The organism is Kineobactrum sediminis (assembly GCF_002868715.1).
In the GTDB taxonomy this organism is placed as follows: Bacteria; Pseudomonadota; Gammaproteobacteria; order Pseudomonadales; family Halieaceae; genus Kineobactrum; species Kineobactrum sediminis.
Genome location: NZ_PKLZ01000007.1, coordinates 65,275 through 87,220, shown reverse-complemented (window position 1 = coordinate 87,220; position 21,946 = coordinate 65,275). Strand labels below are relative to the sequence as shown.

Sequence of the window (21,946 nt, the reverse complement as noted above, 5' to 3'; positions counted from 1 at the left end):
GACTACGCCAGGGCTTTATCCAGCACTTCGTAGACATCCCGGGATACCGTGGGCATGGCAGCCAGGCGCTGCAACTGGGCGCGCATCTGCTCGCCCCGCCCCCGGTAGTTGCGCCACTTTGTCAGCGGCGTTAACAGGCGTGCCGCAATCTGCGGATTGCGCGAATCCAGTTGCTCAATGATGTCCGCCAGCAACCGATAGCCCTCGCCGTCGGCACGGTGAAAGTTCACCGGGTTGGCGTTACTGAAGGCGCCGATAAGTGAACGCACCTTGTTTGGATTACGAATATCGAAGGCCGGGTGTGCCAGTAGCGCTCGCACCCGTTCCAGCGCATCGGCCACCGGCATTGCTGCCTGTACCTGCAACCACTGGTTCACTACCAGGGTTTCCTGCTCCCAGTCCGCGTAAAACCGTGCCAGCGCCGCATCGCGTTGCTGGTCCGGGCCATGCTGGGCAATTGCCTGCAGCGCGGCCAGGCGATCTGTCATATTGGTTGCGGTGTCAAACTGGGACTGTGCCAGCTGCAAGCCTTCGGCCCCGTCCAGAGCGAGATAATCAAGGCACATGTTGCGCAGGCTGCGGGCACCAATCTGCTCAGCAGTGGGCGCAAAGGGCGCAGAGGTTACCAGGCGCTGGTAGCAATCGGCAAACAGGTCCGCGTGCGCACTGGCAATGGTACTGCGCAGCATTTGCCGTGCCTGGTGAATGATGTCCACATCCGCACCACCCTGGCCCGCGGCCAACTCGGCAAGATACCCCTCCGCCGGCAGGCGCAGCATCTCAGCCACCATTGCAGGGTCCAGATCGGGGTCCGCCAGCAATGCGCCAAGGGCCTCCAGGAATTGCGGTTCAACCACCACTGCCGAATCCGCAGCGAGCTGGCCCTGGGTGTCGGAAAGCACTCGCAAGGCCAGTTGCTGGGAGGCGTCCCAGCGCACAAAACCGTCAGCTTCGCGGCTCATCAGTGCGCACAGGTCAGCTGTACTGTAATCATATTCCAGAGTGACCGGTGCGGAGAATCCGCGCAACAGCGCCGGTACCGGCGCCTCCATTACCCCCTCAAAACAAAAACTCTGTTCCTCCCGGCTGAGTTCCAGTACCCGATGGGTATTGTCCGCGGTCTCGCCACCGGGCTGATCATCCGCAAGGCGCAGGGGCAGGTTACCGGCGGTACCCAGCAGGCCCAGCGCCACCGGTATGGTCATGGGTTCCTTGTGGGGCTGGCCGGGCGTGGCCGGACAGGACTGGCGCAGAGTGAGGGTATAGCGCGCAGCGCCAGCATCGTAGTGGCCGCTGGCGACCAGGCGCGGGGTGCCGGCCTGGGAATACCAGAGTCGGAACTGAGAGAGATCAACACCGGAGGCATCCTCCATGGCGCGAACAAACTCTTCGCAGGTTACGGCCTGGCCATCATGGCGCTCAAAATACAGGTCGGAACCCTGGCGAAAAAGATCCGGGCCCAGCAGGGTGTGGATCATGCGCACCACCTCTGCGCCTTTTTCATAGATTGTTACAGTATAAAAATTGGAAATTTCAATGAACGAATCGGGCCGTACCGGGTGCGCCATCGGCCCCGCATCCTCGGCAAATTGGGCTGTGCGCAGCAGGCTCACGTCCTCTATCCGTTTCACCGTACGCGACCCCATATCGGCGGAAAACTCCGCATCCCGGAAAACGGTAAAGCCCTCCTTGAGGCTAAGCTGGAACCAGTCGCGACAGGTGACGCGGTTGCCGGACCAGTTATGAAAATACTCGTGGGCCACAATAGCCTGGACCCGCTCGAAGCCGGCATCCGTGGTGATGTCCGGGCGACACAGCACACAGGAACTATTGAAGATATTAAGGCCCTTGTTCTCCATGGCGCCCATATTGAAATCATCGACCGCGACAATATTGAAAATATCGAGATCGTATTCGCGGCCATAGGTCTCTTCATCCCAGCGCATGGACTGGATCAGGGAGTCCATGGCGTGCGCGCACTTATCCAGGTCCTTTTCTTCGACGTAGATCCGCAGGGTTACATCGCGTCCGCCACAGGTGCGGAACCGGTCCTCCACATAGTGCAGGTCGCCGGCCACCAGTGCGAACAGGTAAGCGGGCTTGGGATGCGGGTCATGCCAGCGCACCCGGTGACGGCCGTTTGCCAGTGCTTCCGGGGGTGCCGGATTGCCATTGCTCAGCAGTACCGGATAGAGCGCCTGATCCGCTTCTATCGTCACGTCAAATACCGACATAACATCCGGACGATCGGGAAAATAGGTGATTTTACGAAAGCCCTCCGCCTCACACTGGGTACAAAACATCGTGCGGGACTTGTACAGGCCCTCCAGGGAAGTATTATCCTGGGGATGAATCCGGGTGCGACAGCGAAGCACACACTGCGCCGGTGCCCGGGCTATCGTCAGCAGTTCATCATCCCGATGGTACTCGTCCGGGGCCAACTCGCGTCCGTCAATGGCAATTTCCAGTAACTCGAGCTCCTGGCCATTGAGTTCGAGCGCGGCACCGCTGTCGGCCTCCGGATTGCGCCGCAGGTGCAGCTGCGACGTTACCACGGCATGATCCTCAAACAACTCGAAGGTCAGCTCAGTGCGCTCGAGTAGAAAGGCTGGTACCTGGTATTCCTTGCGGTAAATAACTTTTGGCTGTGCGTCGCGCATTGCTTACCTCAGATCAGTGAAAGAGCGACCTGGTAGCCGCCAAACTTGCGTAAATTGATGACCCCGGTATCGAGGATCAGATACTGCCCCTTGATGCCCTGTAGGGTGCCCGCCACGGTGGGTGTCTTGTCGAAATTGAAGGACTTGACCTTCGTCGGGTACTCCAGCACCGGATAATCGATCACTGTTACCGGTTGTGTCTCCAGCGCGGCAATGGCCTGCAGCCCGTGGTTGCGTTGCAGTTCCACCAGTCCGGCCTGGCACTCCGCCATCAGGCGCTGGCGCTCGACTTCAAGGTTGGCCGGGGCAGTGGCGCCCTTGAGCATCGCCTGCCAGTTGGTCTTGTCTGCGATATAGGGCTTTAACAGTGTTTCCACAAGGCCCGATTGCAGCCGGGTACTGACCCGGAAGATGGGCACCGCCTGCGTGGCGCCCTGGTCCATCCAGCGGGTGGGCACCTGGCTGTGCCGGGTAATGCCCACCTTGAGCCCGGACGTGTTGGCCAGGTAAACGAAGTGGTCAATCATGCAGTTGCTTTCGCCCCACTCCGGTTCCCGACAGGTCCCGAGATGGAAATGACATTTTTCCGGACTCATGATGCAACTGTCACACTGTGCAAGGCGGCGAAAGCACGGGTAACAAAAACCCTGGTTAAAGCTCTTGCTGGTCAGCCTGTCACAGTGAACACAATTGATCTGGCCGAGGAATTGCAGTTCCAGCGCCTGGCCCAGGTAACAGTTCAGCGGCAAACTGTGGTCGCCCAGCACCATTTCATAAGCCACCGGCACCGCCAGACGGGTTTTCATTTTGCGCAGGGCACCGCGGGCCAACTCTCGACTCATTGTTGCGGCTCTTGCGCGGTATCGCGCCAGTTCAGGGGAACCGGCTCGGGGTCATCACAACTGGAGTCGGCCTTGCTGCCCTTGTCGATAAAGCCGATCCGCTGCTCTGGCGGCAAATGCCGCTCCCCCCAGGCGATAATGGCCTGCATGGCACTGGCGCGCTGCTCGGGGGTAAGGGCGCGGCCATCCGGCCATTTGCCCAGCTCTACAGAGCGCCTGAGGCTCTGGTAGACTTCCGGGGACATTTGCTCAATAACCTGTTGATAATCCATAGTGGCTCCGGCGTTTATGCAGCCGGCTATTATAACCTCCAGGCTAACCCCTGTCCCGTTGCAGGCCCACAGACAGTAAAGCCATTACGGCGCCAAGCACACCACCAGTCAGCAGACCGCCCACGTGCGCTGCATTGGCAATGGCACCAAACCCCAGCACTTCAATCACCCCCGCCAGACACAGCAACAACCAGCCCACCATCAACAGCATGATCGGCGCACTGGGCTCAAACCGCCAGGCCGGCTGCAAACGGGCGCCGACAAAGCTGAAGCCCAACAAGCCGTAAACAACCCCGGACATACCGCCAAAAATTGATGGCCCGCCGAACAGATACTGGCTGCCGTTGGACACAATCGCTATCACCAGAAACAATCCCAGCATATGTGCTGCGCCGAGCGTACGTTCTACCCGGGATCCCAGCTCCCACAGCCAGAGGCTGTTGAATACGATATGTAACCAGCCAAAGTGCAGAAACGCCGGTGTTATCAGGCGCCAGTATTGGCTGCCCATATCGCCAAAACGGATGCTACCACCGGCAAACTCGAACGGCGCGAAGGTAAACAGCGACAACCACGACACGGGCGCGCCCAGGTAGACCAGCAGGAAACCGGCTATACCGAGCACAATAAGCGCCAGGGTGACAGGCGCACTCAGCAATAAGGGCGGGCCGCTCGGTGAAGCCTGCCGCGCTGGCGGCGACCGCAGCTCATCGGGCAGCGCATTGTCACGCCAGGCCTCGAACAGCTTCGACACGGCTCTCGCGTGCTCGGCACTGGCGACTTCAAGTACCTGCTCGCCAGCGGCCTCGTACACCCGGTGCGGCACCCGCTGCTGCCTGAGCAGGGCAACAAAGCCTCCCAGGTCTTCATGTGCAGGAACGCGCAGGGCAATATATCCGTCGGCCATCAATTCACCAGCGCACTATTCCAGCGCAGTTTATCCCTGCAGCTGGCATAAAAACTGTGCCCGGTCGGGTGCAGCAGTGTCAGCCGGTCCGGCTTTTTGGTAATCACCACCGAATCTCCTGGCCGCGCTGTCATGTTGACCTGGCCGTCGCAGGTGACTGGCGGGTGAATGCGATTGCGCTGCAGGATATCCAGGCGAATTTCACTGTTGCCGTCAACCACGATTGGGCGGCTGCTGAGGGTATGTGGAAACATCGGTACCAGGACTACCGCATCCAGGGTCGGATGCATGATAGGGCCGCCACCGGAGAGCGAATAGGCTGTTGATCCTGTCGGGGTCGAAATGATCAGCCCGTCCGCACGTTGCCGGTAGACGAATACGTCATTGACGTACAACTCGAACTCTATCATCTGCGCCGAGGTACCCGAGTTCACCACCACATCGTTGAGGGCATCGGCGCGTCCCACGGTGACTCCATCGCGCACCACCCTGGCGTCGAGCAGGAACCGGCTCTCGCGGGTATATTCACCGGCGAGCACCGCCGGTATCCGGGTGGCGATATCGTCGGGGGTGATGTCGGTGAGAAAGCCCAGCCGGCCCCGGTTAACGCCCAATACCGGAGTCTGGTACCTGGCGAGCGTGCGTGCGGCACCCAGCAGGCTGCCATCGCCACCCACCACAATCACCAGGTCACTGTCTTCGCCGATTTCATCCAGGGTCGCCCGTGGATACGGAGCATCGGGTATCAGTTCGCCCAGCCGGTGCTCCAGCACCACCTCGCGCCCCTGTGGTTCCAGCAGGGCGACGAGCTCCAGCAGAACTTCCGCCAGCCCTTCCTGCTGGCTGCGCCCCACCAGGCCGATTTTATAAAAGGATGTTTGCATGCCGCCCTACCTGTTCGAACCAGTGGCACAGTATAACCCTGAACCCGTCGGCTCATGCACGCCGGATTCCATCTGCTGCCGTAGCCAGGAAAACCCCCGCCGTCCCTGCAGGCCCCCGGTGTGCACCAGCACTACCGGCTCCTTCGATGACCATTCACCAGAGGCTCTCAAGCGCTGTAGTGCGAGCATCGCCTTGCCGGTATATACGGGTTCCAGTGGCAAGGCGAACCGCCGTTCACAGGCCAGCATCACCTGCTGCAACGCTTCGTTGCTGCGGGCAAATCCCCCACAGTGAAACCGGATATCCAGGTCCCAGCCGGCCGTGCAAGTCGCGCCAGTGGCAGCCACAGCCACCGCCGTCCTGGTACCGAGGTCGCCATCGCCTTTAAGCGCCACAATCCCGGTTACGTGGAAGCCCGGGGGCAGTGCTGCGACCAGTCCAGCCAGGGTAGTGCCGGTCCCCGCCGCAACGACAATCCGCGCCGCGGCAGGCGCGCGCTGCAAAACAAGCTCGGCAATGCGGCTGCAACCCGCCACCCCCAGGGCGTCCGCACCCCCTTCGGGAATCACATAATCCGCCTGCAACCGTTGCGCCAGTTGCGCGCGGTAGCCGGGTTCATGGCGTTGCCGGTATTCTTCGCGACTCACAAAATGCAGCGCCATACCCCAGCGCCTGGCGTCCTCCAGGGTGGCTGAAAGCCGGGCGGGTTGCTCGCCGCGGATAACGCCTACAGAGGCTATCCCGCGCTGCCGGGAGCAGGCAGCGAGGGCGTGCAGGTGGTTGGACCAGGCGCCGCCGAATGAGAGTATGCGACGCGCACCGAGCGCGGCCGCCCGATCAAAATGGCCGCGCAATTTGAACGCCTTGTTACCCGGGGCGTTGCCGCCCAGGCGGTCCAGCCGTAGCACCTGCACCTGGTCAAGACTGGCGCCGAGCAACTCCTGGCCGGCAAGTGACTGCCAGAGATCATTGTTCAAAACAGGGGTTACGCCAAACCCACGTTATTTTTCTGCAGGACCTGTTCGGCGCGGTAGCTGGAGCGCACAAAAACACCGGAGACGACTTCCAGAAACCCCTTTTCAAGGCCCTGCTCGCGGTACTGCTCAAACTCCTGTGGGGAGACATAGCGGTCGATGGGATAGTGATTGACGGTGGGCTGCAGGTACTGGCCGAAGGTCAGCACATCAACCCCCGCGGCACGCAGGTCATCCATGGTGGCCAGCACCTCATCCTCGGTTTCGCCCAGTCCCAGCATGACACTGGTCTTGGTAATGACATCCGGTCGGTAGGCTTTTGCATGGGCCAATACGGCCAGGGTCTGTTCATAGCTGGCCCGGGAGTCCCGAACCGGGTGTGTCAGCCGACGCACCGTTTCAATATTCTGCGCAAAGACCTCAACGCCTGAATCCAGCACGGTCTCCACGTCCGCCAGTACACCCAGAAAATCGGGAGTTAACGCCTCGACCGCGGTAGCCGGGTTAATTTCCTTCACCTTGTGCACACAGGCTGCGTAGTGAGCGGCGCCGCCATCGGGCAGATCATCGCGATTCACCGAGGTCAGCACTACATATTTGAGTCCCATCAGACGCACCGCGTCCGCGGTGCTGGCCGGCTCTGCGGAATCCAGCCAGCCTCGGGGATTGCCGGTATTGACGGCACAAAACCGGCAGGCGCGGGTACAGACGTCCCCCATCAACATGATGGTCGCAGTACCGGCACTCCAGCATTCGCTCATATTGGGGCACTTGGCTTCTTCACAAACGGTCGCCAGGCGGTGCTCATGCACAATGCCTTTCACTTTCTCGTAGGTAGCGCCACCGCGCACCCGGATCCGCAGCCAATCGGGCTTGGGCAAACGATCTCCGGTGCTGGCGGCGGTTTTGATGCCATCCTTGATCGCGGTAATGCCACGGTCATTGACAAATTTATCGCCGCTGGCAACCTGTACCAACGGGATCAGCTTGTTGTCTGACATATCAAGAGGTCCTGTCGCCTGGCATTATTGTTCCCAATTGTGAATTATAACGAATTCGGAACGGATTCGCAGGTACCGACCACAAGAAACCCAAGCGGAGCTGCTAATTGCCCAATGATGGCATGACCTGGCGCCAGATCCCTGCCTGGACAGCGACCACCCGGACATTACCGAACTCGACCGGGAAACCGGCGCCCGGAGGGACTGAACCCAGGCGCGTTTAACGGTCAGGAAGTGGCGAAGGGTTCCACGTAAAACTGGCTGTACCATTTGCGGAATTTTGCAATCGGTCCGTCACCATCGCAGAGCACTGGCTGGGGCCGATAGATCTTGTGCTCCCAGATGGGCATATCCTCATCCAGCTGCTTGCAGATATCGCGAATAATAGCGGCATTAACTCCCCCGCTCACCGCCTCCCCGTCCACCTTCGGTTGGGTAAATGCAAAGCGCACCTGCACCTTACCCTCGTCGATGGGCACCACATTCCCCATCAGGAAGGTCTGGGCGATACCCTCGAAGCGGGTATAGCTCTGCCCCGGGCCAATGCCCTTTGAGGTAATGGCGCCTTTTACCGTACCGCGCGGTGTTTCCATATCGGCTCGCTGAATACCCAGGGAAATGTGATCCGTATAGGTCAATTCGGACTGGGGCAGTGTTGCCGTCTGGTGCACGTAGCGAAAATGTGCGGCATCGGCACCGTTTTCAGCCATTTCCTGGCAACTGGTGTTGATCGTCCACTCAAACCGCTGCAGCGGTGCCCAGTCATCGCTATTGGCCTCCTCAAGCGACTCAACGTCCCACAGGGGAGCCACACCTTCCGGGTGATACCAGGCATAGATCTGCTGGTTATCCTCAACTACCGGGTAGCTGACCAGGCACTGCTTGTCCTGTATTTTCGGCGGGATGTTCTTGGCATAGGGGATTTCCGTACAAAATCCCTCGGCATTGAACTTCCAGGAATGAAACGGGCACACTATGGTTTCGCCCTCAATACGGCCACCCTGGCCACTGCTTTCATTGATGCCGTAGCCCAGGTGCGCACCCAGGTGCGGGCAGTAGGCATCAAGCAATACCGGCTTGCCGGATTCGGTGCGAAACAGCACCAGCTCCCTGCCGAAATAATGCACGGGCCTCGATTGGCCCACGGCGAGCTCATCCGAGTAGGAAACGACAAACCAGCCATAGGGCAGAGGCATTGGGGGACGTGGTGACATGATTGAACTCCTGATCTGATAACAGGCATCACTATAAGACAGAAGCTCGCCCTTGGCAGAGCTGTGGGTACAAACAGCTGGACTGACCCGCGCATAAATGCGATTACTCTTTACCGGCAACCCGCAGTATCATGGGACACGGGTTCCAACAACACCAGACACCAATCAGGAGAACATGAATGTCAGAAGCATGGATTATTGATGCCTGCCGTACACCCCGCGGCATCGGCAAAAAAGGCAAGGGCGCCCTTGCGGACCAACACCCCCAGCACCTGGGTGCGACAGTGCTGAAGGCGATCGCCGAACGCAACAGTCTCAATACCGCCGACGTTGACGATATTATTTTCGGCACCAGCAGCCAGCGCGGCCAGCAGGGCGGCGACCTGGCCAGAATGGCGGCCCTGGATGCAGGCTATGACCCCCGCTCCTCGGGGGTTACTCTTGACCGTTTCTGTGGTTCAGGCATTACCTCGGTCAATCTGGCGGCAGCTTCCATCATGAGTGGCATGGAGGATGTGGTGATTGGCGGCGGCTGCGAAATGATGTCCACGTTTGGCCAGGATCCGAGCCAGTCACCCTTTATCGACAGCGATAACCTGCGCCTGCGTGAGCGTCACCCCCAGCCCCACCAGGGTGTGTGCGCGGACGCCATCGCCACGCTTGAGGGCATTGATCGCGAAGCAGTGGACAACCTGGCGGTTGTATCACAACAGCGTGCGGCCCATGCCATCGCCAACGGCTACTTCAGCAAAAGCCTGATCCCGGTATATCGTCCCGACGGCAGCCTCGCCCTGGACCACGAGGAGTTTCCCCGTCCCAACACCACCCTGGCCAGCCTGAGCGAACTGAAAGCCTCCTTCGGTGCCCTGGCGGATTACCCCCTGACCGAGTCCGGCGTCACCTACCGCAGCCTGGTCAACACCGTTTACCCCGATCTCGAGATCAATCATGTACATCACGCGGGCAATTCCTCGGGCGTGGTCGACGGCGCTGCCGCGATACTGCTGACCTCTCCCACGTATGCTCGCGCCAACGGCATGAAGCCCCGGGCGCGCATTGTTGCCATGGCCAATATGGGCGACTCACCCACCCTGATGCTGAACGGCCCGGTTCCGGCAGCCCGCAAGGTACTGGCCAAAGCCGGCATGCAGCTGTCGGACATTGACCTGTTTGAAATCAACGAGGCCTTCGCCGTGGTCGCCGAGAAGTTTATCCGCGACCTCAAGCTGGACCGCGACAAGGTCAATGTCAATGGCGGCGCGATGGCGCTGGGCCACCCGATTGGCGCCACCGGTTCGATCCTGATCGGCACCCTGCTCGATGAACTCGAGCGCAGGGACAAGCAGTTCGGCCTGGTCACCATGTGTGCCGCCGGCGGTATGGCACCGGCGATCATCATCGAGCGCATCTAGCCACAAGGGGCTCTTGCAGCCCCTTTTTTCACCCATAAAAAAAGCCACCTTACGGTGGCTTTTTCGTAAACCCGCAAGGAATTTACATATTTTCAATCATCTTCTGGCCAAAGCCGGAACAGCTGACCAGGGTGGCACCTTCCATCTGGCGCTCAAAGTCATAGGTGACCGTGCCGTTCTGGATGGCGCCGTTCATGCCATTGATGATCAGGTCGGCAGCTTCGTTCCAGCCCATGTGACGCAGCATCATCTCGGCCGAAAGGATCAGGGAGCCGGGATTGACCTTGTCCTGGCCTGCATATTTGGGCGCCGTACCGTGGGTGGCCTCGAACAGGGCGATGGTGTCTGACAGGTTGGCACCCGGTGCGATACCGATACCACCCACCTGGGCCGCGAGGGCGTCGGACAGGTAGTCACCGTTCAGGTTCAGGGTGGCGATAACACTGTAGTCGCCGGGACGGGTGAGGATTTGCTGCAGCATGGCATCGGCAATCACATCCTTGATGACGATATCCTTGCCGTTGTTCGGGTTCTTCATGGTCACCCACGGGCCGCCATCCAGCAATTCACCGCCGAATTCCTGCTGGGCAAGTTCATAGCCCCAGTCGCGGAAAGCACCTTCGGTGAATTTCATGATGTTGCCCTTGTGCACCAGGGTTACCGAGGGCAGGTCCTGGTCGATTGCGTACTGGATCGCCTTGCGCACCAGCCGCTTGGTACCCTCTTCGGACACGGGCTTGATGCCGATGCCCACTTGCTGGGGAAAACGAATTTTGGTGACGCCCATTTCCTTGAGCAGGAAATCGACCACTTTCTTGGCCTCATCGCTACCCGCCTGGTATTCAATACCGGCATAGATGTCTTCCGAGTTTTCACGAAAGATCACCATGTTGCAGGAGCCCGGGTCCTTCACCGGGGAAGGTACGCCCTCAAACCAGCGCACCGGCCGCAGGCAGGTGTAAAGGTCCAGTTCCTGGCGCAGGGCCACGTTCAGGGACCGAAAACCGCCACCGACCGGCGTGGTCAGGGGCCCTTTGATACCCACGGAATAGGTCTTGATGGCTTCCAGCGTTTCTTCCGGGAACCAGTCGCCTTCATACAACTCGGCGGCCTTTTCACCCGTGTAGATTTCCATCCAGGAAATTTTCTTGCTGCCACCATAAGCTTTTTCGACAGCAGCATTGACCACGTCGATCATTACCGGGCTGATATCAACACCGATGCCGTCGCCTTCGATGTAGGGGATGATGGGGTTGTTGGGGACGTTCAGGCTGAAATCGTCATTAACCGTAATTTTTTCGCCGGTGGTTGGCACCTGGATATGCTTGTAGCCCATAGGTTCTTCTCCGTAGCTGTGGGTCCATTGAGTCCCGGGGTGCGGTATCCTAGTGAAACGCCCCGTTAAAACGGCGCCCAGTGTAGCAGGTTTCCTGTCCTTTCTCGTGGGTGGGATACAAATTTTTAGCGCCCCGGAACCACGTGCATGGCCAGACTGATCCTGTTCAACAAGCCCTTCAAAGTCCTGAGCCAGTTCAGCGACCGCGATTCCGTGGGCGCAGGCAGCACACTGGTACGCGCTACGCTGGCAGACTATCTGCAGGCGCCGGATTTCCGCGTTGCCGGACGCCTGGACTACGATTCGGAGGGATTACTGCTATTGACTGATGATGGCCAGCTGCAGCAACAGATCGCCAATCCCCGCTACAAGCTGTGGAAGACCTACCAGGTACAGGTAGAGGGAAAACCGGATGCCCGGGCCCTTGCACAGCTGGCCGGAGGCCTGCAACTCAAGGATGGCCCCACTCTGCCCGCCCGGGTGGCCTGCATTGCCGAACCCGGGGATCTGTGGCCCAGAACGCCGCCGGTGCGCAGGCGTCTTAGTGTTGCCGACAGCTGGCTGGAGATCAGTATCCAGGAGGGCCGCAACCGGCAGGTACGACGAATGACCGCGGCCGTGGGCCTGCCCACCCTGCGCCTGATCCGCCGGCGGGTCGGCGACTGGACGCTGGCGGGGCTGGCGCCCGGCGACCACCGGATCATCACCGTTCACCGTCCGCGCACTCCAGGGATTCCGCGACCTGCTTCATCGACGCGGCTGTCCAGGGGCGCGCGCAGCCGCAAGAGGCCAGGGTCATGACACGCTGGCACCCCCATGTCACCGTGGCCACCGTCGTCGAACGTGCAGGCTACTATCTGTTGGTCGCAGAACGAGACAAGGCCAGCGGCAATGTTGTCTTCAACCAGCCGGCCGGCCATCTTGAGCAGGGGGAATCGTTACAGCAGGCAGCGCTACGCGAAACCCTGGAGGAAACCGGCTGGGATATCACATTGCGCGGCATTCTTGGCTGCGCGCTTTACACCGCCCCAAGCAACGGCATCACCTATTACCGAACCACATTTGTTGCCGAGGCCATCCAGGAAAATGCTCGCGCGGTACGGGATCCGGATATCATCGCCGTGCACTGGCTTGATTACGAGGCAATCATCGCCAATTCTGGTAAACTGCGCAGCCCGCTGGTACTGGTCGCTGTTGAGCAGCACCGCAGCGGGCTCTGTTATCCCCTGAACATGATATCCAGTATGGTGAATTACCAGCCATGAGCTTTAATGCAGCAACCAAAGTTATTGTCGGCATGTCCGGTGGCGTGGACTCCTCCGTTGCCGCCCTGTTGCTCCGTGAACAGGGCTATCAGGTTGAAGGCCTGTTCATGAAGAACTGGGATGAGGATGACGGCACCGAGTACTGCACCGCCAAAGACGATTTTGCCGATGCCCGGGCCGTTGCCGAAAGGCTCGGCATTACCCTGCATGGCGCCAATTTTGCCGCCGAATACTGGGATAACGTCTTCGAGCATTTTCTCGAGGAATATAAAGCCGGGCGCACACCGAATCCCGATATTCTCTGCAACCGTGAAATCAAGTTCCGCGCCTTTCTGGACTATGCGCTGATGCTGGGCGCCGACTGTATCGCCACCGGCCACTATGCCCGGCGCGGTGAGTCCGACCGCAAGGCCACTTTGCTGCGCGGGCTGGACAACAACAAGGACCAGAGTTATTTCCTCCACGCTGTCGGCCACCGGGAGCTTGAGAAAACCCTGTTTCCCGTGGGCGAGATCCAGAAGCCGGCGGTGCGGGACCTGGCTCGGGAGCACGGCCTGGCGACACACAATAAAAAAGATTCCACGGGTATCTGTTTTATCGGCGAGCGTCGCTTCAAGGATTTTCTGCAGCAGTACCTGCCGGCACAGCCAGGTGATATTTACAGCCTTGAGGGTGAACAGCTGGGTCGGCACCAGGGCCTCATGTACCACACAATAGGCCAGCGCCAGGGACTGGGCATTGGCGGCCTTGCCAATCACGACGACTCGCCCTGGTATGTGGTGGGCAAGGACCTGCAGCGCAACAGACTGCTGGTGGCCCAGGGCAATAACCATCCGGCGCTGTTTTCCAGCAGCCTTGGGCTAACGGATATATTCTGGATCGCGGACGAGGCGCCCGCCATGCCCCTGCGCTGCCAGGCCAAGGTGCGCTATCGGCAACCCGATCAGGCGTGCACAGTGACACCGGTGGCGAGCGGGTTTCAGGTCTCCTTTGATGTCCCGCAAAGAGCGGTCACACCAGGCCAGTCAGCCGTATTCTACGACGGCGAACGCTGCCTGGGGGGCGGCGTGATCACCGCCAGTGATTCGATAATGCAGGCTCGCTGAGATGCCAACCAAAGCCGCCAGCCTGCTGGAAAAACAGACCATCGCCCTGGCCGGCATCACCCAGGCCGCCAGGCTGGTGGACGAACTGTCCCGTACCGGCAACTGCCCTCCCGAATTCCTGGCATCGTCGTTACAGAGCCTGTTCGCCTTCGAGGTCGATCAGGTAGAAGACGTCTATGGTGGCATTGCCGGCGTCAGGCTGGGCCTGGACACCCTCGCCGGCATGCTGGGCAATGGGCAAACCCCGGACCAGCGGGAAGTGGTGCGCTATGTGTTCAACCTGCTGTATCTGGAGCGTAAATTCGCCCGGGACCCCGCGATGATGTCCGTAGTGCACTCGCGATTACAGCATGCAAGCTTTCACGCCGAGCACTTTGCCACCCAGGCAAACGACATCTGCAACAGTATATCCGGCATCTACCAGGATACTCTCAGTACCCTTAAATTCCGCATCAAGGTCAGCGGCAGCGCCGAGCACCTGCAGAACCGCCAGACCGCAGACGCCATTCGCGCGCTATTGCTCGCCGGGCTGCGTTCAACGTTTCTCTGGCGCCAGCTGGGTGGCAGGCGCTGGAAGCTGATATTACAACGGCGCGCCATTGCCCGACAGGCACAAGAACTGTCACGCAATTCGGGCGTGATGTAACCTCTTTTCGTCATTTTCTGGAGCACACCAATGAAGCTGGATTCACTGACCGCGATTTCGCCAATAGACGGCCGCTACGGCAACAAGACCTCGGCGCTGCGCGAGGTATTCAGCGAATTCGGCCTGACCAAGCGTCGGGTACTGGTAGAGGTCCGCTGGCTGCAGCAGCTGGCAAAATTAGCCGGAGTGCCCGAAGTGCCGCCCCTGTCCACCGCCGCCAGTGACCTTCTCGATGCGATTGCCCGGGACTTCACCCCGGAGGATGCCGCTCGTATCAAGGACATCGAAGCCACCACCAACCACGATGTCAAGGCAGTGGAATATTTTATCAAGGAACGTTTTGTCGGCAACAGTGAGTTGGAAGCGATTGCTGAATTCGTCCATTTTGCCTGCACCTCGGAGGATATCAACAACCTGGCCCATGCCCTGATGTTGCGCGACGGCATGCAAAGGGTGATGGTTCCGGAAATGCAGAAACTGGCCGCTGCGCTAACCGACCTGGCCACCGCACATGCCGCGGTGCCGATGCTGTCACGCACCCACGGGCAAACCGCCAGCCCCACCACGATGGGCAAGGAAGTGGCCAATGTCGTCGCGCGGCTGCAGCGGTCGCTGCAACAGCTGGGAGGTGTCGAATACCTGGGCAAGATCAACGGCGCGGTCGGCAACTATAACGCCCACCTGGTGGCTTATCCCGATATCGACTGGCAGGCTACGGCCGAGGAGTTCGTGACTTCGCTGGGCCTGTCCTGGAATGCCTACACCACCCAGATTGAGCCCCATGACTACATGGCCGAACTGTTTGACACCATCGCCCGTTTCAATACGATCCTGACAGACTTCAATCGCGATATCTGGGGTTACATTTCAATGGGCTACTTCAAGCAGCGCACGATCGCCGGAGAGGTGGGTTCGTCTACCATGCCCCATAAGGTCAACCCCATCGACTTCGAGAATTCCGAAGGCAACCTGGGCCTGGCGAATGCCATTTTCCAGCATCTGGCCGCAAAACTGCCGATCAGCCGCTGGCAGCGGGACCTTACCGACTCCACCGTGCTGCGCAATATGGGCGTTGGCTTTGGTTACAGCCTGATCGCCTATCAATCCAGCCTTAAGGGCATCGGTAAGCTGCAACTCAACGAATCGCGACTGGCCGAGGACCTGGAGCAGAGCTGGGAGGTGCTGGCCGAGCCTATCCAGACCGTGATGCGCCGCTACGGTATTGAAAAGCCCTATGAAAAACTCAAGGAACTCACCCGCGGCCAGGCCATGAACCGGGATACCCTGCAAACCTTCATCAACGCACTCGACCTGCCGCAACAGGCCCGCGACCAGCTGCTCGCACTGACCCCGGCTACCTACATCGGCAATGCGGACATCCAGGCCCGCGCTATCGACCAGGGCTAGCGGCCCGTGCCGGTACTCACCCTGGATCAGGATCAGTTTCTCGCACGCCACTGGCAGCGCGAACCGCTGCTGCTCCGAGACGCCGTAGCAGGGTTCAAGCCCCCCATCAGTGCCGATGAACTTGCCGGCCTCGCCATGGAAGAGGACGTGGAGTCGCGCATTATTGAATGCCGGGAACCGCTCTGGCAATTACACCATGGCCCTTTTACAGCGGATGCGTTTGACCGCAGTCATCCCTGGACATTGCTGGTGCAGGGCGTTGACCGCTACGTGGACGCGGTCGCCGAACTGCTGGACCTGGTCGATTTCATCCCTCGCTGGCGACTGGACGACATCATGGTCAGCTATGCCAGTGCTGGCGGCGGCGTTGGCCCCCACTATGATCTCTACGACGTATTCCTGTTGCAGGGCGAAGGCGAACGCGTCTGGCGTATCGGCCAGCGCTGTGATGACAACACGCCACTGCTGCCCCACCCGGACCTGAAACTGCTCGCGGATTTCCACTGCCAGGCGGAATACCGGCTGCAATGCGGGGATATTCTTTACGTGCCACCAGGGGTTGCTCACTGGGGCGTTTCGGTAGACGACTCCACCTGTTTTTCTATTGGTTTTCGCGCTCCAAAAGCGGCTGATCTGCTGTCGCGCTGGGTGGATTCGCGTCTCGAACAGCTGGATGCCAGCGTTTTGTTGACCGACCCGGACCGCAACCCGGTCGGCGAGCCGGGCGAGATTCGCCGGCAGGATATCCAACGGGCGCAGGCTCAATTGTCGGCACTGCTGACTCCTGAAGAGGATGAATCCTGGTTTGGCGAACTGGTCACCGAGTCCGAGACGGCTTATGCTGAAATCACCACAGTGAATGCTGCTCTTGCGCAGCTACGCGGTGCCCATGCGCGCGTCGTACTGGTACCGGGTGCGCGGGTCGCCTGGCAGGCACTGGAGAACAGTATCCGGGTGTTTGCCAATGGCAGCAGCCAGCTGTTCCCGCCGGGCTTGCGAACAACCGTATGCCTGCTCTGCAAACAGGGCTGGCTGGACAACGATACGCTACAGGGAACCACCGTGGACACCGGGCAGCTGTTACGGTTCCTGCTGGAGCATGGAGGTATTGATGTCGATTGAACAAGTGGATGAACTAACGCTACGGGTGGCCGATTGGCAGGAAGACCTGGCCACCCTGCGCGCCATCCGGGAGCAAGTGTTCATCATTGAGCAGGCGGTACCGCGAGAGATCGAGTGGGACGATAAAGATGACACCGCCGTTCACATACTGGGCACCCTGGGGGATGAACCCGTGGCCTGCGGCCGCCTGTTGCCCGATGGCAAGATTGGCAGGATGGCGGTACTGGCACCCTATCGCGGTCGCGGTATCGGTGCCGCAGTGTTGCAGGCCCTGGTCGATGAAGCTGGCAAGCAAGGACTGGATAGCGTCTATCTGCACGCCCAGGCTCACGCCGGTGACTTTTACGCCCGCGGCGGCTTCAGTACCTATGGCGAACCGTTCCTGGAAGCCGATATTCCCCATATCGCCATGCGCATGCCGCTGGAGCCGGGCCAGACACCGGGTTACGTCACCCGTATCAGCTACCCGCAACCGTTCTCCGACTATGCCGTCACCCTGTGTGAATCCGCCAACCGCGAGCTGTGCATCCTCAGCCCCGCGCTCGATCACCGGGTATTTGATAATACAGAACTGGTCTCCGCTCTCAGTGCCCTTGCGCGCAGCACCCGCCACGCCCGCATCCGGATTCTGGTCAGCGACCACCGGCCGCTGATACAGCGCAGTAACCGCCTGCTGGCACTGGCCCGCAGGCTACCCTCATCGGTAATTTTGCAACAGCTCGACGAGCATCCGGACTGGAAAGGTGAAACCCTGATCATCCGCGACCGCAACGGCGTACTCTACAAGCCGGCCGAGTCCGACAGCGCCGCGTTTTATGAGCCGGACTCCCGCGCCGGGGCCGAAAGACAGTTGCTTCTGTTCGATGAACTCTGGCGTCACAGCGCCCCGCATATCGAGTTTCGCAGCAGTCTGCTTTAACATGGGCTGTGGATGAAGCAGAGCGTGCGACACGCGACTGCTGAGGGCATCAGACTACGCCGGCAACATCACCCCGACTTCGTTGCCTTCGTACACCAGGGAATATACGCGCAAACCGCGGCAGGGTAGTTCGGTTGCCTGCAGCAGCTCGCCGCTGCCCAGGTCAAACCGGTATCGGTGCAAAGGGCATTCCAGCATGCCACCGATAATGGCCGCGTTGTCCAGTGGGTGCTCACGGTGAGGACAATGAGACTCAAACAGGTACCTTTCACCCTCGTCCTGGACGAGCAGCAACGAAAGATGGTCGATACGGAACTGGCGCCGGTAGCCGTCGCCCAGGTTGATCAGCTTCTCCAGAGACTGGAAGTACATAGGCCGGCTCAATGCAACAACTCCCCGCCCCGCCGGCTTACAGCAATGCGATAAGCTGGCGGGCGGCGTGGAACGGGGTGATACGCCCCTCCTCCACATCCTGCTCCAGCCTTGGTATCAGCGCCTTGATCCGGGGATTCTGGGTAAGTTGCTGCAACAGCATCTCGTTCAGAAGTTGCCGCATCCAGTCCCTGTTTTGTCGCGCGCGCTTGTTCTGGAAAGCCCCGGCCTGCAGGGCCTGGAAGTAGTAATCCACTATCATGCCCCACACCGCGTCAACATTGTCATTCTTCAGTGCCGAGCAGGTCATGACCCGGGGCGTCCAGAAACTGGTGTGCCGCAACAGGTTCATGGCCGAGGTATAGTGCCGGCTTGCCTGTTTTGCCAGCAGGGCGCTATCGCCGTCGGCCTTGTTGATTACGAGCGAATCCGCCAGCTCCAGAATACCTTTTTTGATGCCCTGCAGTTCATCGCCGGCGCCGGGCAGCATCAGCACCATGAAAAAATCCACCATGCCCGCAACCTGGTACTCGGACTGGCCGACACCGACGGTTTCAACCAGAATCACATCGTAGCCGGCGGCCTCGCACAGCAGCATGGTTTCGCGGGTTTTCTGGGCCACCCCGCCAAGCGCACCGGAGGCAGGCGAAGGGCGGATAAAGGCCTCCTGGCGCCGCGACAGGTACTCCATGCGGGTCTTGTCACCGAGAATGGAGCCCCCGGCAATGGGCGAACTGGGATCCACTGCCAGTACCGCCACCCGTTTGCCCTGCGCTATCAGGTACAGGCCAAAGGCTTCGATAAATGTGGATTTCCCGACCCCCGGCACACCGGAAATACCCACCCGGATACTGTTGCCGGTCTCCGGCAATATCTGCTCAAGCACTTCCTGGGCCCGGTCGCGATGTTCCGCGCGCGAGCTTTCGACCAGGGTAATCGCCTTGGCGAGGGCCCGGCGATCACCATCCTTCAGTGCCTGCAAATCAATCGCTGTCACGGATCAGCTGCCGCCCTGGGCCTCATTGACCGCGTCGAGCACGTCCCGCGCGCACACGGGAATGGGCGTGCCCGGGCCAAAGATGCATTTCACACCCGCCTTGTACAGGAAGTCATAGTCCTGGCGAGGGATAACGCCGCCGGCGATAACAACAATGTCGGAGGCACCCTGTTTGCGCAGTTCAGCTACCAACTCGGGGACCAGCGTTTTATGCCCCGCCGCAAGCGAGGAGGCACCCACCACATGCACGTCGTTCTCGATCGCCTGGCGAGCGACTTCTTCCGGTGTTGAAAACATCGGCGAAAGGTCTATATCAAACCCGACATCGGCAAAAGCGGTAGCCACCACCTTGGCGCCGCGGTCGTGGCCGTCCTGGCCCATCTTGCACACCAGCATCCGCGGGCGGCGACCGTATTTTGCAACAAACGCGTCAATGTCCATGCTGATACCCTGCCAGTTTTCATCCTGCTGGAAGGCTGAGCCGTAGACGCCGGAGACCGTCTGGGCCTGGGCATTGAAACGGCCAAACTCACGCTCCATCGCGAACGAGATCTCCCCCACCGTGGCGCGCCGTCGCGTGGCTTCAATGGCCAGTGCCAGCAGGTTGCCCTCACCACTGGCCGCCGCCTGGTAGATATCTTCAAGAATAGCTTCAACGGCCGCTTCGTCACGATTTTCCCGCACGCTGGCCAGTCGCTCCAGCTGTGAGGTGCGCACGGCATCATTGTCTATCTGCAGCACATCAATGTCGCTATTGTCGTCCACGCGGTACTTGTTGACCCCGACTATGACGTCTTCACCGCGGTCAATACGCGCCTGCTTGCGCGCCGCCGCTTCCTCGATGCGCAGCTTCGGCATGCCGGTTTCAATGGCCTTGGCCATACCGCCCGCCTGCTCCACTTCCTCGATCAATTCCCAGGCCTTGTCGGCGATGGACTGGGTCAGGCTCTCCATCATGTAAGAACCACCCCAGGGATCAACCACATTGGTGATACCGGTTTCTTCCTGGATGATCAGCTGCGTGTTGCGGGCGATGCGCGAAGAGAATTCCGTTGGCAGGCCAATCGCTTCATCCAGCGCATTGGTATGCAGTGACTGGGTGCCGCCGAACACCGCGGCCATGGCCTCGATGGTGGTACGGACCACATTATTGTAGGGATCCTGTTCGGTCAGCGACCAGCCCGAGGTCTGGCTGTGGGTGCGCAGCATGGAACTCTTGGCTTCTTTCGGGTTGAACTCACTGACGATACGCGTCCACAGCAAACGCGCTGCCCGCAGCTTGGCGATCTCCATATAGAAATTCATGCCGATGCCCCAGAAAAAGGACAGTCGCGGTGCAAACTGGTCGATATCAAGGCCCGCGGCCAGTGCAGTGCGGATGTATTCCTTGCCGTCGGCCAGGGTGTAGGCGAGCTCCAGGGCGGCGTTGGCCCCGGCCTCCTGGATATGGTAACCGGAAATCGAAATCGTGTTAAAGCGCGGCATATGTTCAGAGCAGTGAGCAATGATATCGCCGATAATCTTCATGCTCGGTGCGGGCGGGTAGATGTAGGTGTTGCGTACCATGAACTCTTTGAGGATGTCGTTCTGGATGGTACCTGCCAGTTGCCCCTGTTCAACGCCCTGCTCTTCCGCGGCGACGATATAACCCGCCAGGATAGGCAGTACCGCGCCGTTCATGGTCATGGAGACAGAGACTTTGTCCAGGGGAATGCCATCAAAAAGGATTTTCATATCCTCTATGGAATCGATGGCGACACCCGCCTTGCCGACATCGCCAGTCACCCGCGGGTGATCGGAGTCATAACCACGGTGGGTGGCCAGGTCAAAGGCCACGGAAATACCCTGGCCCCCGGCCGCAAGTGCCTGCCGGTAAAAGGCATTGGACTTCTCCGCGGTGGAAAACCCCGCGTACTGGCGAATTGTCCATGGACGACCGGCATACATGGTCGCCTGCGGACCTCGCAGGTAGGGTGAAAGACCCGGCATGGTGTTGGTGTATTGCAGGTTTTCAAGGTCTTCCGCGGTGTACAGCGGCTTGACGTCGATGCCTTCGGGGGTGTGCCAGGTGAGGTCGTCAAGGCTCTTGCCTTTCAGGCCCTTCTCCGCCAGCGCGCGCCAGGCTTCGGGTGTTGCCTGTTCTGTCTTGTCATTTTTGTCCGTCATAGTGTTCTTCTCCGCGAGCCTGTCAGTGTTCTTCGCCGGGCTGGTTAATCTCGATCAGAACGCCGTCACAGCTTCTGGGGTGAATAAAAATAACACGGGAACCATGGGCGCCGGGGCTGGGTGCATCGGCCAGAAACTGGTAGCCCTTCGCCTTCAGGCGGGCCACGTCGTCCTCGATATTGTCCGAGCGAAAGCACAGGTGATGCAGGCCGCCACCACGCTTTTCCAGGTAGCCGGCAATCGGCCCCTCGCCGTCAAGCGGATGCACCAGCTCGATATTAGTCGGCGGCAGCGGAAAGAACGCGGTCGAGGTTTTTGCCGCCACCACGTCTTCGGTGCCCTCGAAAGGCAGGCCAAAGTCTTCCATGAAGCGCTTGATCGCCTTTTCAAGGTCAGGCACCGCGATGGCAATATGGTCCAGGGCTGTAATCATGGCTTATCTC

At 59.9% G+C, this 21,946-nt stretch carries 21 protein-coding genes; 8 read left to right on the top strand and 13 right to left on the bottom strand.

Going from position 1 to position 21,946, the window contains the following annotated elements:
• Positions 1–2: 2 nt before the first annotated feature.
• The 8 genes from pepN to CWI75_RS08555 all read right to left on the bottom strand — a co-directional run bounded on the left by pepN (position 3) and on the right by CWI75_RS08555 (position 8,755).
• The gene (gene pepN, locus CWI75_RS08590; RefSeq protein ID WP_101521101.1) at positions 3–2,660 is read right to left on the bottom strand and encodes an aminopeptidase N; all 2,658 of its coding nucleotides are present in this window, start codon (positions 2,658–2,660) and stop codon (positions 3–5) included.
• A gap of 8 nt (positions 2,661–2,668) precedes the next feature.
• Entirely contained in the window at positions 2,669–3,502 is an 834-nt protein-coding gene (locus tag CWI75_RS08585; RefSeq protein WP_101521100.1) for a DUF2797 domain-containing protein, read from the bottom strand.
• Positions 3,499–3,774 (bottom strand): YeaC family protein, encoded by a 276-nt coding sequence (locus CWI75_RS08580; protein ID WP_101521099.1) that lies wholly within the window; start codon positions 3,772–3,774, stop codon positions 3,499–3,501. The genes CWI75_RS08585 and CWI75_RS08580 overlap by 4 nt, the downstream gene beginning before the upstream one ends.
• A 43-nt stretch (positions 3,775–3,817) precedes the next feature.
• A complete protein-coding gene (locus CWI75_RS08575; RefSeq protein WP_101521098.1) occupies positions 3,818–4,681 on the bottom strand; it encodes a rhomboid family intramembrane serine protease in 864 nt (287 codons plus the stop codon).
• A complete protein-coding gene (locus tag CWI75_RS08570) occupies positions 4,681–5,565 on the bottom strand; it encodes an NAD(+) kinase (RefSeq protein WP_101521097.1) in 885 nt (294 codons plus the stop codon). The genes CWI75_RS08575 and CWI75_RS08570 overlap by 1 nt, the downstream gene beginning before the upstream one ends.
• A gap of 6 nt (positions 5,566–5,571) precedes the next feature.
• Positions 5,572–6,543, bottom strand: coding sequence for a 1-aminocyclopropane-1-carboxylate deaminase/D-cysteine desulfhydrase (locus CWI75_RS08565; protein ID WP_101521096.1), 972 nt, complete (start codon positions 6,541–6,543; stop codon positions 5,572–5,574).
• An 8-nt stretch (positions 6,544–6,551) separates the two neighbouring features.
• Positions 6,552–7,541 carry a lipoyl synthase gene (gene lipA / locus CWI75_RS08560; RefSeq protein WP_101521095.1) on the bottom strand — a complete coding sequence of 330 codons (990 nt, stop codon included), beginning with the start codon at positions 7,539–7,541 and terminating at the stop codon, positions 6,552–6,554.
• 227 nt (positions 7,542–7,768) lie between these two features.
• Entirely contained in the window at positions 7,769–8,755 is a 987-nt protein-coding gene (locus CWI75_RS08555; protein WP_101521094.1) for an aromatic ring-hydroxylating oxygenase subunit alpha, read from the bottom strand.
• Positions 8,756–8,934: 179 nt separating this feature from the next.
• Here CWI75_RS08555 and CWI75_RS08550 point away from each other — a divergent pair, with 179 nt between their 5' ends.
• On the top strand, positions 8,935–10,167 hold the full coding sequence (locus CWI75_RS08550) for an acetyl-CoA C-acetyltransferase (RefSeq protein WP_101521093.1): 1,233 nt from the start codon (positions 8,935–8,937) through the stop codon (positions 10,165–10,167).
• 82 nt (positions 10,168–10,249) lie between these two features.
• Here CWI75_RS08550 and icd read toward each other — a convergent pair whose 3' ends face one another.
• A complete protein-coding gene (gene icd, locus CWI75_RS08545; protein WP_101521092.1) occupies positions 10,250–11,503 on the bottom strand; it encodes an NADP-dependent isocitrate dehydrogenase in 1,254 nt (417 codons plus the stop codon).
• Positions 11,504–11,650: 147 nt separating this feature from the next.
• On the opposite strand from icd, the gene CWI75_RS08540 reads away from it, so the two are divergent.
• Genes CWI75_RS08540 through CWI75_RS08510 form a run of 7 tightly spaced genes read left to right on the top strand, consistent with a single transcriptional unit; the run spans position 11,651 to position 17,968 of the window.
• Entirely contained in the window at positions 11,651–12,304 is a 654-nt protein-coding gene (locus CWI75_RS08540; protein ID WP_101521091.1) for a pseudouridine synthase, read from the top strand.
• Positions 12,301–12,768: an NUDIX hydrolase gene (locus tag CWI75_RS08535; protein ID WP_101521090.1), complete on the top strand. Its 468-nt coding sequence runs from the start codon at positions 12,301–12,303 to the stop codon at positions 12,766–12,768. The genes CWI75_RS08540 and CWI75_RS08535 overlap by 4 nt, the downstream gene beginning before the upstream one ends.
• Entirely contained in the window at positions 12,765–13,874 is a 1,110-nt protein-coding gene (mnmA, locus tag CWI75_RS08530) for a tRNA 2-thiouridine(34) synthase MnmA (RefSeq protein WP_101521089.1), read from the top strand. The genes CWI75_RS08535 and mnmA overlap by 4 nt, the downstream gene beginning before the upstream one ends.
• A gap of 1 nt (position 13,875) precedes the next feature.
• Entirely contained in the window at positions 13,876–14,520 is a 645-nt protein-coding gene (gene hflD / locus CWI75_RS08525; RefSeq protein ID WP_101521088.1) for a high frequency lysogenization protein HflD, read from the top strand.
• A gap of 30 nt (positions 14,521–14,550) precedes the next feature.
• Entirely contained in the window at positions 14,551–15,927 is a 1,377-nt protein-coding gene (purB, locus tag CWI75_RS08520; RefSeq protein ID WP_101521087.1) for an adenylosuccinate lyase, read from the top strand.
• A gap of 6 nt (positions 15,928–15,933) precedes the next feature.
• Positions 15,934–17,049: a cupin domain-containing protein gene (locus CWI75_RS08515; RefSeq protein WP_101521086.1), complete on the top strand. Its 1,116-nt coding sequence runs from the start codon at positions 15,934–15,936 to the stop codon at positions 17,047–17,049.
• Positions 17,039–17,968 carry a GNAT family N-acetyltransferase gene (locus CWI75_RS08510; protein ID WP_162300032.1) on the top strand — a complete coding sequence of 310 codons (930 nt, stop codon included), beginning with the start codon at positions 17,039–17,041 and terminating at the stop codon, positions 17,966–17,968. The genes CWI75_RS08515 and CWI75_RS08510 overlap by 11 nt, the downstream gene beginning before the upstream one ends.
• 54 nt (positions 17,969–18,022) lie before the next feature.
• On the opposite strand, the gene CWI75_RS08505 is transcribed toward CWI75_RS08510, so the two are convergent.
• The 4 genes from CWI75_RS08505 to mce are packed head-to-tail and all read right to left on the bottom strand — an operon-like array spanning position 18,023 to position 21,936.
• On the bottom strand, positions 18,023–18,340 hold the full coding sequence (locus CWI75_RS08505; protein ID WP_101521084.1) for a Rieske (2Fe-2S) protein: 318 nt from the start codon (positions 18,338–18,340) through the stop codon (positions 18,023–18,025).
• Between the two features lie 37 nt (positions 18,341–18,377).
• The gene (gene meaB / locus CWI75_RS08500) at positions 18,378–19,337 is read right to left on the bottom strand and encodes a methylmalonyl Co-A mutase-associated GTPase MeaB (protein WP_101521083.1); all 960 of its coding nucleotides are present in this window, start codon (positions 19,335–19,337) and stop codon (positions 18,378–18,380) included.
• A 3-nt stretch (positions 19,338–19,340) separates the two neighbouring features.
• Positions 19,341–21,503: a methylmalonyl-CoA mutase gene (gene scpA / locus CWI75_RS08495; protein ID WP_101521082.1), complete on the bottom strand. Its 2,163-nt coding sequence runs from the start codon at positions 21,501–21,503 to the stop codon at positions 19,341–19,343.
• Positions 21,504–21,525: 22 nt separating this feature from the next.
• Entirely contained in the window at positions 21,526–21,936 is a 411-nt protein-coding gene (mce, locus tag CWI75_RS08490) for a methylmalonyl-CoA epimerase (protein ID WP_101521081.1), read from the bottom strand.
• Positions 21,937–21,946: the final 10 nt, after the last annotated feature.

What these genes read in the sequence shown, in the direction of transcription:
- pepN (WP_101521101.1), bottom strand. Translation starts at nt 2,660, where the DNA reads ATGCGCGACGCACAGCCAAAAGTTATTTACCGCAAGGAATACCAGGTA.
- CWI75_RS08585 (WP_101521100.1), bottom strand. Translation starts at nt 3,502, where the DNA reads ATGAGTCGAGAGTTGGCCCGCGGTGCCCTGCGCAAAATGAAAACCCGT.
- CWI75_RS08580 (WP_101521099.1), bottom strand. Translation starts at nt 3,774, where the DNA reads ATGGATTATCAACAGGTTATTGAGCAAATGTCCCCGGAAGTCTACCAG.
- CWI75_RS08575 (WP_101521098.1), bottom strand. Translation starts at nt 4,681, where the DNA reads ATGGCCGACGGATATATTGCCCTGCGCGTTCCTGCACATGAAGACCTG.
- CWI75_RS08570 (WP_101521097.1), bottom strand. Translation starts at nt 5,565, where the DNA reads ATGCAAACATCCTTTTATAAAATCGGCCTGGTGGGGCGCAGCCAGCAG.
- lipA (WP_101521095.1), bottom strand. Translation starts at nt 7,541, where the DNA reads ATGTCAGACAACAAGCTGATCCCGTTGGTACAGGTTGCCAGCGGCGAT.
- CWI75_RS08555 (WP_101521094.1), bottom strand. Translation starts at nt 8,755, where the DNA reads ATGTCACCACGTCCCCCAATGCCTCTGCCCTATGGCTGGTTTGTCGTT.
- CWI75_RS08550 (WP_101521093.1), top strand. Translation starts at nt 8,935, where the DNA reads ATGTCAGAAGCATGGATTATTGATGCCTGCCGTACACCCCGCGGCATC.
- icd (WP_101521092.1), bottom strand. Translation starts at nt 11,503, where the DNA reads ATGGGCTACAAGCATATCCAGGTGCCAACCACCGGCGAAAAAATTACG.
- CWI75_RS08540 (WP_101521091.1), top strand. Translation starts at nt 11,651, where the DNA reads ATGGCCAGACTGATCCTGTTCAACAAGCCCTTCAAAGTCCTGAGCCAG.
- CWI75_RS08535 (WP_101521090.1), top strand. Translation starts at nt 12,301, where the DNA reads ATGACACGCTGGCACCCCCATGTCACCGTGGCCACCGTCGTCGAACGT.
- mnmA (WP_101521089.1), top strand. Translation starts at nt 12,765, where the DNA reads ATGAGCTTTAATGCAGCAACCAAAGTTATTGTCGGCATGTCCGGTGGC.
- hflD (WP_101521088.1), top strand. Translation starts at nt 13,876, where the DNA reads ATGCCAACCAAAGCCGCCAGCCTGCTGGAAAAACAGACCATCGCCCTG.
- purB (WP_101521087.1), top strand. Translation starts at nt 14,551, where the DNA reads ATGAAGCTGGATTCACTGACCGCGATTTCGCCAATAGACGGCCGCTAC.
- CWI75_RS08510 (WP_162300032.1), top strand. Translation starts at nt 17,039, where the DNA reads ATGTCGATTGAACAAGTGGATGAACTAACGCTACGGGTGGCCGATTGG.
- CWI75_RS08505 (WP_101521084.1), bottom strand. Translation starts at nt 18,340, where the DNA reads ATGTACTTCCAGTCTCTGGAGAAGCTGATCAACCTGGGCGACGGCTAC.
- scpA (WP_101521082.1), bottom strand. Translation starts at nt 21,503, where the DNA reads ATGACGGACAAAAATGACAAGACAGAACAGGCAACACCCGAAGCCTGG.
- mce (WP_101521081.1), bottom strand. Translation starts at nt 21,936, where the DNA reads ATGATTACAGCCCTGGACCATATTGCCATCGCGGTGCCTGACCTTGAA.